Genomic DNA, 14,725 nt, shown 5'->3' with positions numbered 1-14,725 from the left:
CGGTGAACCCGACGGGGTTGGTCGCCGTCGTCGCAGTGACGCTGGCGACGATCTCCCTCGGCCTCTACGGCGTCCGGCTGGCCCGGACCACGAGCGACTTCCTGGTCGCCAGCCGGGCGGTGAGCCCGACGTGGAACGCGGCAGCGATCAGCGGGGAGTACCTCTCGGCCGCCAGCTTCCTCGGCATCGCCGGTCTGGTGATGAAGAACGGCGTCGACATGCTCTGGTACCCGGTCGGCTTCGCCGCCGGTTACCTCGCGCTCCTGCTGTTCGTCGCCGCTCCGCTGCGCCGGTCCGGTGCCTACACGCTGCCGGACTTCGCCGAAGCGCGGCTGGCCTCGCCCCGCCTCCGGTCGCTGACGACGGCGTTCGTCGTCTTCATCGGCTGGTTCTACCTGGTTCCCCAGCTCCAAGGCGCCGGCCTGACGCTCGGCACCGTGACCGGCGCGCCCTACTGGGTGGGCGCGGTCGGGGTGGCGATCGTGGTCACCGCGAACGTCGCCGGCGGCGGCATGCGCTCGATCACGTTCGTCCAGGCGTTCCAGTACTGGTTGAAGCTGACCGCGATCGCCTTCCCGGTCGCGGTCCTGCTGCTGGCGTGGCAGGCCGATCAGCGCTCCGCGCTGGCGCCGCCGACCGCGCCGGAGTTCCGTGCGGCCACCGAGGTCGACGTCCGCACACCGGTTCGGGTCGAGGTCGCAGAGCCGGTGTCGGTACAGGTCGACGGTCGGCTCGACGGCGTCGGACTCGACGGCCCGGCCACCCTGTCGGTGGGCGAGCACGAGCTCGGACCCGGAACCGTCACGTTCCCCGCCGGAGCCGAGGTCCCGCACATGGTGGGGTTGGCGACCCGGGACGGCAGCGCCTGGCTCACCCCGTCGACCACCGGCGAGACCGCGCTGTTCGGGATCTACTCGCTGATCCTCGCCACGTTCCTCGGGACGATGGGGCTGCCCCACGTCCTCGTGCGCTTCTACACCAACCCCGACGGCGCCGCGGCCCGCCGCACCACGCTGGTCGTGCTCGGCCTGCTCGGCGCGTTCTACCTGTTCCCCGCGCTCTACGGAGCGCTCGGCCGGGTCTACACGCCCGAACTGTTCATGACCGGCAACACCGACGCGGTCGTGCTCGTGCTGCCCGCCGCGATGCTCGACGGCTTCGCCGCAGCGCTGGTGGGTGGCCTGGTCGCGGCCGGCGCGTTCGCGGCCTTCCTGTCCACCGCGTCCGGGCTCCTCGTCTCGGTCGCCGGTGTGCTCGCGACCGATGTGCTCGGGACCGGCGACGTCGGCCGGGGCACCGATTCGGTGACCGGGTTCCGATGGGCGGCGGTGCTGGCCGGTGCGGTGCCGACCGTGCTCGCGCTGCAACTGCACGGCCTGGACGTCTCGCAGGTGGTCGGGCTCGCCTTCGCCGTCGCTGCGTCGAGTTTCTGCCCGCTGCTGGTGCTCGGCATCTGGTGGCGCGGCCTGACCGACGTCGGTGCGGCCGCCGGGCTGCTGGTGGGGGGAGGTGCCGCCGCGGTGGCGGTGCTGCTGGCGGTCGCCGGCCCCGCCCTCACCGGCTGGCCGGCCGCGCTGGTCGCGCAACCCGCGGCTTGGACCGTGCCGTTAGCGTTCGCAGTGATGGTGGTCGTCTCGATGCTGACGCGTCGTCGCATTCCGCACGACGTCGGCGCGACGATGCTCCGTCTGCACGCTCCCGAGTCGCTTCGTCACTGAGAGTCGATATCTGGGTGTTCGATGTAAGCGCTGCCCGGCGCGGCCCCAAAATAGGGGTCTCAGTACGGTGGAACCTCTTCCGAACGGCAGTAAACAGACGCTATACCCGAGGCATTCACAAGTCGTGGCGAGCGCGCGACCCGGAGAGGACGGGACAATGCACCGTTTCCGCGATGCCACCCAGGGTGGATCCGTGCGGCGCACCGGCCGGTCCCACCTGTCCGCCGGTATGCGCGCGCACCACGACCCTGTGACGGCCGGGCTGCCGTGGTACGGCTGGCTCTTCGACCGCATCCTCGCCCACACGCCGGACGTCGCGGCGGTGCTGGAGGTCGGGGCCGGCGCCGGTCTGCTCTGGACCTACAACTACGACCGGCTACCGATGGCGTGGTGGGTCTGGCTGACCGACATCTCGCCGGACGTCGTGACCGAACTGCGCAATGCGGTCGACGGCGCCCCGCAGGTCACCGTCACCCAGGGCGAGTTCGCCGACCTGCCGCTCGGTGACTCGGCGTTCGACACGGTCGTGGCCAACCACCTGCTCGAGGTGCTCGACGACCCGGCACCGGCGCTAGAGGAGTTCGACCGGGTGCTGCGGCCGGGCGGCTCGATCGTGCTCGCCGCCGACGGCCCCACGCACCTGATCGAGCTCGATCGTCTGCTCGCCGGGCGGGTCGAGGGCTGGCGCCCGCTGGAGGTACCGCGGTTCCACCTCGGCAACGGTGCGCTCGTGCTGGCCGACCGATTCTCCGGGGTTCGCCTGGAGCGCTTCTCCGACGGCTTCCGGCTGCTCGACCCGGAAGCGGTGATGGGGCTGCTGACCGCGGTGTGCGGTACGCAGCTCTCGGAAGAGCACGCCGAAGAGATCCGCGCCGAGGTCGACGCCGTCATCGACCGCGACGGCGCCTTCCGCCTAACCACAGACACCGGCCTATTCGTCTGCACGGCCCGCTAGTTGGGCGGCCCGCTGAGAACGACGCTGACAGGCGAGTGCGAGGCCTTGAGGCCACACTAAGGTCGAGGCGGCCTCGCGCTCGACTGCCAGCCCCGCTCTCAGCGGGCTCCACAGTCAGAACAAAGCACGCGCCTGGCGGCGCTTTGAATGCTTATTGGGCGGGCATCATTCGGAGATGACACCGGTACGCTTCGCTGCCCGCTCGCTGCTGGGCTACACGTTCGTCCGTGGAGGCTACGCGGCGCTCCGCAACCCCGACGAGTCGGCGGACGCGGTCCGCCCCCTGGTCGAGCGGGTCTCCAACCAATTCCCGTCCATCCCCAAGGACCCGACCACCGTGGTCCGGGCGACCGCGGCCGTCCAGATCGTGGCGGGCATCGCGCTCGCCACCGGACGCGCTCCGCGGCTCTCCGCTCTGCTGCTGGCCGGCTCGCTGGTCCCGGCGGGCGGCATCCTGCCGCACAAGTCCGCCGACGCGACCCCCGAGACCGAGGCCCGCCAGCGCGCCGAGTTCGAGAAGAACCTCGCCGTGCTCGGCGGCCTGGTGCTCGCCGCGGTCGACACCGAGGGCCGTCCGAGCCTCTCCTGGCGCGCCCGGCGCGCCGCGAAGGACGCCCGCAAGGCGACCGAGCACGCCGCCAAGTCCGCTCGGAAGACGACCGAGCACGCGGCGAAATCCGCCCGGAAGTCCAGTGAGCACGCGGCCAAAGTCGCGCGGGAAAAGCTCCCCGTCTGACGTTCGCCGCTCGAGTCGCAGCGTCGGGCTTACCGCCCGGCGCTGTGACCAACGCCACTGAGCGCCGAGTCCCGACCGCTCGTCGCAGCGAGCGACCAGTACTGCGTCCGGACCGGTCAAGGATGCTTAGCGTGCGGGCACCCCAATGAGAGTCGTTCAGCCACCTGTGCCGTTCAGGATGGTGCGCACGGGCGGCTGACCCACTCTCACTCAACCACCGGGGAGGTGCCCGCATGTCCACCGATGTCCATCCCACGGACGCCGACGCCCCTGACGAACGCGCTGCGCGCGCGCTCGCGATGCAGGCCAGTCCGGAATTCGGCGAACTACGTCGCACGATGCGCCGCTTCATCTTCCCGATGACCGCGGCGTTCTTGACCTGGTACCTGCTCTACGTCGTGCTCTCCGCGTACGCGCGCGACTTCATGGACACCAAGGTCGTTGGCAACCTCAACATCGCGTTCTTCTTCGGCTTGTTGCAGTTCGTCTCGACGTTCCTGATCGCGGTGCTCTACTCGCGGTACGCCGCACGTCGATTCGACCCGATGGCCGAGAAGATCAAGGCCGAACTCGACGCAGAGGCGGCCAAATGAGCGCCGGCACGATCCTGGCCGCTGATTCGATCGCGCCGCTCGCGGCGGAAGCCAGCGGCACCAGTTCCGGTGCCCGCACGCTGACGATCGTCCTGTTCCTGCTGTTCGTGGCCGCGACGCTCGGCATCACGATCTGGGCGAGCAGGCAGACCAAGACCGCCACCGACTTCTACGCGGGTGGCCGCGGCTTCTCCGGCTTCCAGAACGGTCTGGCTATCGGCGGCGACTACATGTCGGCGGCGTCGTTCCTCGGCATCGCCGGCATCATCGCGCTCTACGGGTACGACGGCTTCCTGTACTCGATCGGCTTCCTGGTGGCCTGGCTGGTCGCGCTGCTGCTGGTAGCCGAGCCGCTGCGGAACTCCGGCCGCTTCACGATGGCCGACGTGCTCTCGTTCCGGATGCGGCAGCGCCCGGTCCGGACGGCCGCGTCGCTCTCCACGATCGTGGTGTCGATCTTCTACCTGCTCGCGCAGATGGTCGGCGCCGGCGCGCTGGTTGCGCTGCTGCTCGGCATCAAACCCGGGGAAACCTTCCTCGGGATGACTGCCGACACCGCCAAGGTCGTGACGATCATCCTGGTCGGCGCCCTGATGATCGTCTACGTCACGGTCGGCGGCATGAAGGGCACAACCTGGGTGCAGATCGTCAAGGCTGCGCTGTTGATGACCGGTGCCGCCCTGATGACGGTCCTGGTGCTGGCCAAGTTCAACTTCAACATCTCGACGATGTTGGGCGAGGCGGCCGAGGCATCCGGGAAGGGTACGGCGTTCCTCGAACCAGGGTTGCGCTACGGCGTGGAGACAGCCGGGGACGCCGGAAAGACGCTGACCAGCAAGCTCGACCTGATCAGCCTCGGCCTCGCCCTGGTGCTGGGCACCGCGGGTCTGCCGCACATCCTGATCCGCTTCTACACGGTGCCCACTGCCCGGGCCGCGCGGACGTCGGTGAACTGGGCGATCACGCTGATCGGTGCCTTCTACCTGATGACGCTCGCGCTCGGCTTCGGCGCGGCGGCACTGGTCGGCGGCGAGGCGATCGCTGCCCAGGACGCCGCCGGCAACACCGCCGCTCCACAGCTGGCCGAGGAACTCGGCCGGGATCTGGCGGGTGACGGCGGCGGCGCGGTGCTCCTCGCGATCATCGCAGCGGTCGCGTTCGCCACGATCCTCGCTGTGGTCGCCGGCCTGACGCTGGCGTCCAGCTCGTCGCTCGCCCACGACTTCTACGCCAACGTCATCAAACGTGGGCAGGTCGACGAGCGGCAGGAGGTCAACGTCGCGAAGATCGCCGCGTTCGTGATCGGCGCGATCTCGATCGTCCTCGCGATCTTCGCTCAGCAGCTCAACGTGGCGTTCCTCGTCGCGCTGGCGTTCGCGGTGGCGGCCTCGGCCAACCTGCCGGCGATCCTGCTCTCGCTGTTCTGGAAGCGGTTCAACACCGCCGGGGCGACGGCCGGCATCTACGGCGGTCTGATCGCCGCGGTCGTGCTGGTGTTCTTCTCGCCAGTGGTCTCCGGCAAGGGGGTCAACCCGGTCACCGGCAAGAGCCTGTCGCTCTTCCCGGCCGACGTCGACTTCCACTGGTTCCCGCTGGAGAACCCGGGTCTCGTTTCGATCCCGGTCGGCTTCGCCTGCGCGATCATCGGTACGTACCTCTCGAAGGAACGCGACCGGGAGAAGTGGGCCGAGCTCGAGGTTCGGTCGCTCACCGGGTCCGGAGCCGTCTGAGTCACGTCTTCCCCGCCCAGTGGCGGCGTCACACCCCTCGTCCGGGAGGGTGGGGCGCCGCCACTGTGGTTACTACCAGTAGTGATCTGTCACAAATGGGAAAGCGGTCAACTGCGGGCTGCGGGTCTACGCTCCGGCAGCGCTGGGTACCCTTGGCCAACCACAGCTGACACACCCGGGGCGGTCGCACGCAGATGGCACAGCGGTACGGAGCCGGTAACCGGATCTTGCTGACGGGCGGTGCCGGTTTCGTCGGTTCCCATCTCTGTGACGCGTTGCTCGCGCGCGGAGCGGAAGTCGTCGTCGTCGACAACTTTCTGACCGGAAGCCGCGCGAACATCGCGCACCTGGCCGACGAGCCACGCTTCACGCTGGTCGAGGCCGACGTGATCGACGGACTGCCGGTCACCGGCCGGTTCGACGGCGTGCTGCACTTCGCCTCGCCGGCGTCGCCGACCGACTTCGAGAAGCTCGCGTTCGAAGTCATGAAGGTCAACTCCGCCGGCACGTTCCACTGCCTCGAACTGGCGCGCGAGCAAGGCGCCCGGTTCGTTCTCGCGTCGACGTCGGAGGCGTACGGCGACCCGGAGGTCCATCCGCAGCCGGAGACCTACCGCGGCAACGTCAACCCGATCGGCCCGCGGGCGGTCTACGACGAGGCCAAGCGGTTCGCCGAAGCCGCGACCGCCGGTTATCGCCGTATTCACGGCGTTGATACCGGCATCGTACGGATCTTCAACACCTACGGTCCGCGGATGCGGCCGGACGACGGCCGGGCCATTCCGACGTTCGCCTCGCAGGCGCTGGTCGGCGCCCCGATCACCGTGCACGGCACCGGTGGACAGACCCGGTCGATCTGCTACGTCTCGGATCTGGTCGACGGCATCCTCGCGATGCTCGACTCGGACGAGCCGGGCCCGATCAACCTGGGCAGCGAGCACGAGCTGACGATGCGCGAGCTGGCCGAGACGATCGTGGCGTTGGCGGGCTCCCGCTCGACGATCAGCTTCCTTCCCCGGCCGACCGACGACCCGGAGCTGCGGCGCCCCGATCTGACGCGGGCGCGGGAACTGCTCGGGTTCGCGCCGTCGGTCAGCCCCGCGGAAGGGCTGCGGCGGACGCTCGAATGGTTCACGGCGCACGCCGCGGAGACGTCGGCGACCGCGTCGACGGCGGCCTCTGCGTCGTCTGCCTGACGCCTCTGCTGTCAGCTCCCCGACCCGGACGCCTGCCAGCGCGGTGCTTTAACCGCGTTGAGCTGCGGAAATACCCAGTTCGGGCCGTTTGGGCTGCGGAGTCGACCGTTGTCATGACAACAGTTCGGCTCGACGTCCGTCGATACGCTGAATCTCGTCCAGCACCGACGAGACGACGCACGACGACCCCCACAGCAAGGAGCGAACCCCGTGGCGCGCACCCAACCTCCCGCGACCAAACCCGGCAGCGCGGGCGGCACCGTGTACGGCACCCGGGGGACGACCTACACCGGAGGCGGTCCGCGTAAGACGAAGCCGCGCTGGGGTCGCATCGGACTCGTCATCGGCGCCGTCATCGTCCTGATCGTTCTGCTGGCGGGTGGTTGCGGGCTGGCCTACGTCACCAACCTGGACGAGAAGCTGAACCGCACCGACGCGTTCTCCGGCCTCGGAGAGCGGCCGGGCAAGTCGGTCGAGGGCACCAAGAACATCCTGATCCTGGGCTCCGACTCCCGGGACGGTGGCGCGTACGACCCGAACGCCAAGCCGAACACCGGCGAGGTCAAGAACGAGCGCGCCGACACGATCATGGTGCTGCACATCCCGGCCGATCACTCCAAGGCATACATCATCTCGATCCCCCGGGACACCTACGTCTCCGTGCCCGAGCTCAACGGCAACGGTGGCGCCCGGGCCAAGATCAACGCGGCGTTCGCCTGGGGCGGTATCCCGCTGACCGTGAAGACCGTCGAGAACTTCACCGGCGTCAAGATCGACCACGTCGCGAAGATCGACTTCAACGGCTTCAAGGCGATGACCGACGCGCTGGGCGGCGTCAAGGTCACGGTCGACAAGACGGTCTACGACCCGCGCAGCAAGCGGACGTTCAAGGCCGGCGTGAACGAGCTCGACGGGGACGCTGCCCTGGACTACGTCCGCCAGCGCTACAACCTCCCGCGCGGAGACTTCGACCGCGTCCAGCGTCAGCAGATCTTCCTCCGCGCGTTGATGCAGAAGGCCACCGAGTCCGGGACGCTCTCCAACCCGGTGAAGCTGAAGAAGTTCCTCGACGCCGCGACGACGTCGCTCACCGTCGACAACGCGTTCTCGCTGAAGGACATGGCGCTGGAGTTCCGTGGCCTGCGCCCCGGCGACCTCTCGTTCGTGACCTCTCCGCACCTCGGTTCGCAGAACGTCGACGGGCAGAGCGTCGTCGTCTCCGACAAGGAGAAGGCGATCGAGCTGTGGGGTGCTGTGGAGAAGGACACGGTGGCCGACTGGCTCGCCGCCAACCCGGGCAACGACGTCACTCGCGGTCGCTGACGCCCGCCCAACGCCGACGACGGCCCGCCGAATCACTCGGCGGGCCGTCGCTCGTAGTTACCGCCCCCCACGTACGCCAGTGGCGGATGGTTCAACTAATCATCCGAACGCCTCGACAATTCGGTCGTTCGCATCGCCCGGTCCCGCTAATCGCCAGCTGTCCACTCGAAAGCTGTACTCGGCGTCACGCGAGTCGTTACAGTATCGGCGTCCTGACAGTCACCTGACAGTCGCCTGAGAGGACGCGCCGAGGCCATCGTGGGTAGGCACGCTAACGGCGATACGCCGACCGGAGTTCTATTCGTCAAACCCGAGGACCCGAAGTTCCGTCGGGCCGCGGGTGGTCGGAAGACCGGCAAGATCCCCCGGATCAAGCCGCCGTCAGCCGACACCGGGTTCCTTCCGGCTATGTCCGCTCAGGACGCCGAGAGGCCCAGCAAGAACACTGACGGAGCGGCGACCGCGGTCATTCCGGCGCCGCGCCGCACGCCCGAGCAGCCCGCGCCGAGGGTCGCTGTTTCCGTCGCGGTACCTGGCCACGGCGGTCCCATTCCGGGCATCCCCGCCCAGGCCGTTGCTGCCCAGCGCGTTCCTGCTCAACGAGTTCCAGTGCAGCAGCGGGGTCCCGCCCCGCGGGTCGCGGCGCAGGCAGCACCGCCGCCGCGCGTTCCGGCCCGGCGCCCGATCAGCGCTCCTCCGGTGCCGATGCGCAGCGCTCCCCCCGTGCGGAGCATGACGCCGTCGCTGCCGGCCCCGATCCGGATGCCGCGCACGCTCACGCTCCCGATGTGGACGAAGGTCTGTGTCGTCCTGGGCGCGGTGCTCGTGCTGGTCGGCTTCGGTGGCCTGGGCGCTGCCTACGCGGTCAACCAGCAGGCCGACAGCCGGAGTGCGGGCAACGAGCTCATCCGCCGGTGAGCCCCGCAGGCTCGGATCACTCGGGCCATGGGCGAGAATGGCTGCATGGTGCAGCCGTCGCTCCCCGCTGAAGTCCCGGACGTCACTCCTGACCTGCTCTCCGACGAGGTCTACTTGCTCGACGTCCGGGAGCCCGACGAGTGGGACGCCGGCCACGCGCCGCACGCACACCACATCCCGATGCGGGAGATCCCGGCCCGACTGGCCGAGGTGCCGACCGTCGGCGAGGTCGTCGTCGTCTGCCGAGTCGGCGGCCGATCCGCGCAGGTCGCCGCATACCTTGCAGCGCAGGGCTGGGAGAACGTCGCGAACCTCGACGGGGGAATGCTCGCCTGGGAAGCATCCGGGCGCGCGATCGTCGCCGACACCGGCCTTCCGGCTCGGGTGCTCTGACTTCGTCCGCGTTTCACTCGGGCCGCGTTGCGCCCATTCGTTGCATCCTGTTCACGAACATGTGACTCAACGTTCCGACCCAGCTGCACTCCTGGGGCAGAGCTTCGACTATCTTTTCGGCCGTGCAATCCGACGGCCCGCTGGTCGTGGCCCATCGTGGTTCCTCAGCCCTCCTCGCCGAGCACACCTTGGCCGCCTACGAGAAGGCGTTGGCCGAGGGCGCTGACGGACTGGAGTGTGACGTCCGGCTGACCCGGGACGGTCACCTCGTCTGCGTCCACGACCGCAGGCTCGAACGGACGTCCAACGGACGGGGCGCGGTCAGCGACCGCTCGCTGCAGGACCTGCATTCCCTGGACTTCGGCGGGTGGAAAGTCGACCTGCCGGAGTCGGCCGACGACCTGGTCGCGGCGCGCCGCGACCGGGACTACCGGCAGCCGATCGAGGACGACGACAAGATCCGCGACGCCGAGCGCCGAGTGCTGACGTTCGAGCGCCTGCTCCAACTCTTCGTCGACTGCGGGCGGAACGTCCAGCTCTACGTCGAGACCAAGCACCCCACCCGCTGGGGTGGGCTGGTCGAGCAGCGCGTCGTCGCGAGCCTCCGCCGATTCGGCCTGGTCCCCGACCGCCCGGCGCCGGACGTCGCCTCGTCCCGGGTCGTCGTGATGTCGTTCTCGCCGATGGCAGTACGGCGACTGCGCGAGCTCGCGCCCGAACTCCCCGCCGTGATGCTCTTCGACGGGTTGCCGCCCCTGTACCGGGACGGAACGCTGCCGTTCGGCGCGACGATCGCCGGCCCCGGCCTACACGTCCTGCGATCGCGGCCGCGGTTCGCCGAGCGGATCCGGGCGGCGGGGAACCAGCTCTACGTCTGGACGGTCGACGAACTCGCGGACATGGAGTTCGTCCTCGGGCTGGGTGCGAACATGATCGCCACCAACCGTCCGGCGCGGCTGCTCGACCACCTCCAGCGGGTGCCCTGATCGGTACTGCCGCTTTCGGCCGCGACGGTGTTCGATGGAACCGTGCCGGACGGGAATGCGGAAGCACCGCGGGGAGGCGCCGACCTCCCACCGCTCGATGCCGCCGACGCGTTCCGGGCGATCACCCACATCCTCGACGACGTCTCCGGCGGGCCGGTCGAGGTGCCTGCGCTGCGCCGCGTCGTGGACGCGCTGGAGCAGTTGGTCGGTGGGGTGGGAGCGGCCTTCCTGCTGAGTGAGCCGGGAGCCCTCCGGGCCGTCGCGACCAGCGACTCGGTGAACTGGATGGCCGGACGACGGTTACCGCTGTCCGGCTCGTCGTTCGCGCGGCTGTTCGGGAGCCCGCACCGGACGATCGAGTTCGGCTGGGCCGAAGCGACGCCGGTGCTCCGCGGAGACCTGCGCGACCACGGCTGCGAGTGGATCCTGATGACGCGGGTGGTGCGACGCTACGGCCCGCTCGGCGCGCTCGTGGTGGCGATCGAGTCCCCGCGGGACGGCGAGTTGCGGATGGAACGCGCGGTCCTGGAGTGCCTCGCGGCCGGCATCGGCGCGCTGGCGGTGATTCGCCCCGACCGCCTGCCCGAGCCGATTGGCACGGTGGCCACCGCCGTGCCGGAGGGCATCGCCGTGGTGGACGCCGCGGGGCTCGTCCAGGCCTGGAACCCGGCCGCCGAGGAGATCACCGAGGGCGCGACCGACAAGATGCTCAACCAGCCGCTGCCGTTCCCGATCCCGGTCCCCGGCCAGGTGCGGGAGCACCGCCTGCCGAACGGCCGCTGGATCGAGGCGCGCTGCGCTGCCCTCGACGCGTCCCGCCGTGTGGTGACGTTCTACGACGTCAGCGAGGCCCGACGCAGGGACGAGGCGCAGAACCTCTTCCTCGCCACCGCGAGCCACGAGTTGCGCACGCCGCTCACGATCGTCCGGGGTTACGCCGAGACGCTGGTCACCCGCTGGGACCAGCTCGACGACGCAGGACGTCGATCCGCCGCGGAGGTCATCGTCGCGCGTAGCAGACAGCTCGCGGCGCTCGTCGACCGGTTGCTCAGTGGCGACCGGGCCGGCGACATCCGCCCCCCGCAGACGCACGCGTTCGATCTGCGCACCGCGCTGGCGAGCGCACTGGCGGCCGCACCCGCGAGCGAGGACGGCCTCCGGCTGCGTACTCGCATTCCGGCGACGCTGCCGTTCGCGATCGGCGAGGCGGATTCGATCCCGACGATCGTCACCGAGCTGCTGACGAACGCGTACAAGTACTCGCCGGACGGTGGTGACATCGAAGTGACCGCAGGGGCCGACGTCTCGGCGGTCTGGTTCCGGGTCGCCGATCGCGGCATCGGCGTACCGGCGGACCAGGTCGAGTCGGTGTTCGCGCGGTTCTGGCAGGCCGACCGGGGTGACCAACGTCGGTTCGGGGGCGTCGGTCTGGGGCTCTACATCATCCGGCAGCTGCTGGATCGGCAGGGCGGATGGGTCTCGCTGCGTCCGCGTCCCGGCGGCGGTTCGGTGGTCGAGGTCCGGCTGCGCCGTGCCGACCACCCGGTGCCGCGGCCCACGACGGAGGGGTCGGCGTCGTAGGCTCCTGGCCGACCGAGGTGTCAGCAGCGAGGAGTGGTCGTGGGCAAGCGGGGACGTCGGGAGAAGAAGACCAGGGACGTATTCGTCGGGCGTCCGTTCGAAGGATTGGCGACCGAAGCCGAGTGGGTCGCGCTGCGCGAACTCGTCCCGGCGGCCACCGCTCCCCTGGCCTTGGCCGACCACCCCGACCGCCCGGTGATCCTGACCACGGTGCTGCCGATGGCTCTGCCGGCGCTGGTCAAGCCGGACGGCCGGATCCTTCTGTCGGTGCAGATGCCGGCCCGCTCCGGTGACTTGAGCCGAGACCTGGCCACGGTGCTCGAGGACGCGCTGCGCGCGGAGCCCGGCAACTACGTCGGAGCTACCGGCCTGCCGGGGCCCGGTCCCCGGCTGCAGGATCTGCTGGCCGACGACGGGCAGCTGGACGTGACGGTCCACTCGACGTTCGACTACTGGCTCGACGATCCGCGGCCGGACGACCCAGAGATCGCCGGCAGTCTCGAACAGGCGAACTCCTCGATCCTGCCGACCGTGGCGGTGCCGTCGGCGCCGGCGGCGTACTGGTGCCAGGTCACCGAGAAGGCACACCTGCGGTGGGTGCTGCCCGAGCCCGAGGACGTGGCCCTCGATGCGCTGGCTCGGCTGCACGCCGCCGGCGACCTCGCGCTCGGCTCGACCGGGCGGTACGTCGGCGCGTTCCGGGCGCACGGGCTGCTGGCGCCGGTCTGGGACCTCCCGCGCGATCCCGAGCCGGCCGAGTACGAGCAGCCGCTGGCCGATCTCGCCAAGCGCTACGCGGACGCCGTCGCGGTGACGGATCCGTTGAACTCGGCCGAGCGTCGAGCGCGGGACGGGTTGCGCGGCCGCCAGCTGACGCTGCGGTAGCCGCGCGTCAGTCCGTCAGCGGGTCGCGGACGATCGGGCAGGACATGCACCGGGGACCACCGCGACCCGATCCGAGCTCGCTGCCGGGGATCCGGATGACTTCGATCCCGGAGTCCTCGAGCTGGGCGTTCGTCTCGACGTTCCGCTCGTACGCGACGGCCAGCCGCGGCGCGATGCAGAGCGTGTTGTTGCCGTCGTCCCACTGCTCGCGCTCAGCGGTAACCGGGTCCAAGCCGGTGGGGATCACCCGGAGCCGGTCGACGCCCATGGCCTCGGCCGCGGCCTCGAGGAACGGCACCGGGCCGCTCACCGTCGGTTCGCCGTCGACACCCGGGGTGAGCCGATACGCCACCAGCGTGTCGGCCACCGCGGGGTAGGCGACGACGGCGTCCAGGTCGACCATCGTGCACACCGTGTCGAGGTGCATCGTCGCGCGCTGCTGTGCGATGGGGACCGCCAACACGGTGTGGGTCGAGCTGGCCCTTCCCTCCGTGAACAGTCGGCTCGCCAGCCGTTCGGCACCGGCCGGCGTCGTGCGTTCCCCGACGCCGACCGCGATGACGCCCGGAGCGAGCAGCAGCACGTCACCGCCTTCGAGCGGCTCCAGTTCGCGTCCGTACAGCGCGGACGAGCCGGCGAAGCGCGGATGCCAGCGGTAGATCGTTCCGGTGATCGTGCTCTCCCGGAGCCGGGCCGGCATCGCCATGCTGGTCACGGCCGAGGCGTCCCGCACCCAGACGCTGGAGTCCCGGGTGAAGAGCGTGTTCGGCAGCGGTTCGAGTACGAAGTCGTGCTGATCCATCAGCCGGTAGGTGAGCCCAGCGCCGTTGCGCAGCTCCTCGTGAGCGAGGCCGGCGATGACGGTGGCGGCGAGAGCCTCCGCGTCGAGGTCCTCGAGGTAGTCGGCGACGCGGCGGCGGAGCGTGTCACCCCAGCGGCGGTCACCGAGGAGCGACTCGGAGATCTCCTTGCGGGCACCTGGATCGGCCAGCGCCTCCGCGAGCAGCTTGTCGACGTAGAGCACCTCGACGTCGTGCGAGCGCAGAGCCTCCGCGAACGCGTCGTGCTCCTCCTGGGCCCTGGCCACCCACGGGATGCCGTCGAAGAGGAGCGAGCCGTTGTTCCGTGGAGTGAGCCGCCGGAGCTCCGGCCCTGGACGGTGCAGCATCACCGTACGAAGCCGGCCCACCTCGCTGTCCACGTAGGGACGCCGCGCATGCGGAGCCGTCTGGTCGGTCGGCGTCGACGAGGGCTGCGGTCGGGCGAGGTCTGACACGCCGGAAGGTTACCCAGGCGCCCAACTTCCACCCTCTGACGCGATCTGCTCGGAGCCGAACGGTCGTGTGCCGTCGTCGCGCGAGTCCCGTGCAGAGCGCCGATCGGGGCCGCAAGGCCGCTGACCAGCCGATTTGCAGATCGATGCGGGCCCTGCCTAAAGTTCACCCCGTCGCCGCGAGCGGATCGAAAGATTCACGAGCGCGACGCGGAACGGAAACCTACTCCGGTAGGTCGCCGGACCGCCGGGCGGTTGCTCAACCGGTCCGGGAACTTCCTCTCGAAGGCCCCGGGTTGACAGAGCGAGACCGACCGAGCTAGGTTGGAAGGGTTGCTGCGGGCGGAGCGGCGCGGACGAAAGTCCAGCGCGACGCGAATCTGACCGAGTGCAGCCAATCATGAGAAGTGAGCCCCAGCGAAGCCTTAGCGGGTGGGT

Annotated in this window: 13 protein-coding genes; 12 read left to right on the top strand and 1 reads right to left on the bottom strand. The window is 69.9% G+C overall.

Annotated features, from left to right (window positions below; all coding sequences use genetic code 11):
- Positions 1-2 precede the first annotated feature (2 nt).
- From ABEB28_RS30350 to ABEB28_RS30295, 12 genes are all read left to right on the top strand, one after another.
- Positions 3-1,718, top strand: a complete 1,716-nt coding sequence (locus tag ABEB28_RS30350) for a sodium/solute symporter (RefSeq protein ID WP_345731675.1) — start codon at positions 3-5, stop codon at positions 1,716-1,718.
- A gap of 157 nt (positions 1,719-1,875) precedes the next feature.
- Positions 1,876-2,673: a class I SAM-dependent methyltransferase gene (locus ABEB28_RS30345; RefSeq protein ID WP_345731674.1), complete on the top strand. Its 798-nt coding sequence runs from the start codon at positions 1,876-1,878 to the stop codon at positions 2,671-2,673.
- A gap of 175 nt (positions 2,674-2,848) precedes the next feature.
- Positions 2,849-3,409, top strand: coding sequence for a DoxX family protein (locus ABEB28_RS30340; protein WP_345731673.1), 561 nt, complete (start codon positions 2,849-2,851; stop codon positions 3,407-3,409).
- A gap of 233 nt (positions 3,410-3,642) precedes the next feature.
- On the top strand, positions 3,643-4,002 hold the full coding sequence (locus tag ABEB28_RS30335; RefSeq protein ID WP_345731672.1) for a DUF485 domain-containing protein: 360 nt from the start codon (positions 3,643-3,645) through the stop codon (positions 4,000-4,002).
- Complete coding sequence (locus tag ABEB28_RS30330) at positions 3,999-5,732, top strand: solute symporter family protein (protein ID WP_345731671.1); 1,734 nt, start codon at positions 3,999-4,001, stop codon at positions 5,730-5,732. The genes ABEB28_RS30335 and ABEB28_RS30330 overlap by 4 nt, the downstream gene beginning before the upstream one ends.
- A 194-nt stretch (positions 5,733-5,926) precedes the next feature.
- The gene (locus ABEB28_RS30325) at positions 5,927-6,928 is read left to right on the top strand and encodes a UDP-glucuronic acid decarboxylase family protein (RefSeq protein ID WP_345731670.1); all 1,002 of its coding nucleotides are present in this window, start codon (positions 5,927-5,929) and stop codon (positions 6,926-6,928) included.
- A gap of 147 nt (positions 6,929-7,075) precedes the next feature.
- Complete coding sequence (locus tag ABEB28_RS30320) at positions 7,076-8,251, top strand: LCP family protein (protein ID WP_446684882.1); 1,176 nt, start codon at positions 7,076-7,078, stop codon at positions 8,249-8,251.
- A gap of 732 nt (positions 8,252-8,983) precedes the next feature.
- Positions 8,984-9,169, top strand: coding sequence for a hypothetical protein (locus ABEB28_RS30315; protein WP_345731668.1), 186 nt, complete (start codon positions 8,984-8,986; stop codon positions 9,167-9,169).
- Positions 9,170-9,214: 45 nt separating this feature from the next.
- Positions 9,215-9,562, top strand: coding sequence for a rhodanese-like domain-containing protein (locus tag ABEB28_RS30310; protein ID WP_345731667.1), 348 nt, complete (start codon positions 9,215-9,217; stop codon positions 9,560-9,562).
- Positions 9,563-9,684: 122 nt separating this feature from the next.
- Positions 9,685-10,548, top strand: coding sequence for a glycerophosphodiester phosphodiesterase family protein (locus ABEB28_RS30305; protein WP_345731666.1), 864 nt, complete (start codon positions 9,685-9,687; stop codon positions 10,546-10,548).
- A 42-nt stretch (positions 10,549-10,590) separates the two neighbouring features.
- Positions 10,591-12,129, top strand: coding sequence for a sensor histidine kinase (locus tag ABEB28_RS30300; protein ID WP_345731665.1), 1,539 nt, complete (start codon positions 10,591-10,593; stop codon positions 12,127-12,129).
- A 39-nt stretch (positions 12,130-12,168) separates the two neighbouring features.
- The gene (locus ABEB28_RS30295; RefSeq protein WP_345731664.1) at positions 12,169-13,014 is read left to right on the top strand and encodes a DUF5926 family protein; all 846 of its coding nucleotides are present in this window, start codon (positions 12,169-12,171) and stop codon (positions 13,012-13,014) included.
- A 7-nt stretch (positions 13,015-13,021) separates the two neighbouring features.
- On the opposite strand, the gene ABEB28_RS30290 is transcribed toward ABEB28_RS30295, so the two are convergent.
- Entirely contained in the window at positions 13,022-14,182 is a 1,161-nt protein-coding gene (locus ABEB28_RS30290) for an arginine deiminase (RefSeq protein ID WP_376980808.1), read from the bottom strand.
- Between the last annotated feature and the right edge of the window lie 543 nt (positions 14,183-14,725).

Source organism: Cryptosporangium minutisporangium, assembly GCF_039536245.1.
Lineage (GTDB): Bacteria > Actinomycetota > Actinomycetes > Mycobacteriales > Cryptosporangiaceae > Cryptosporangium > Cryptosporangium minutisporangium.
Note: the sequence above shows the minus strand (reverse complement) of the source record. Positions and strands in the feature narration are given on the sequence as shown.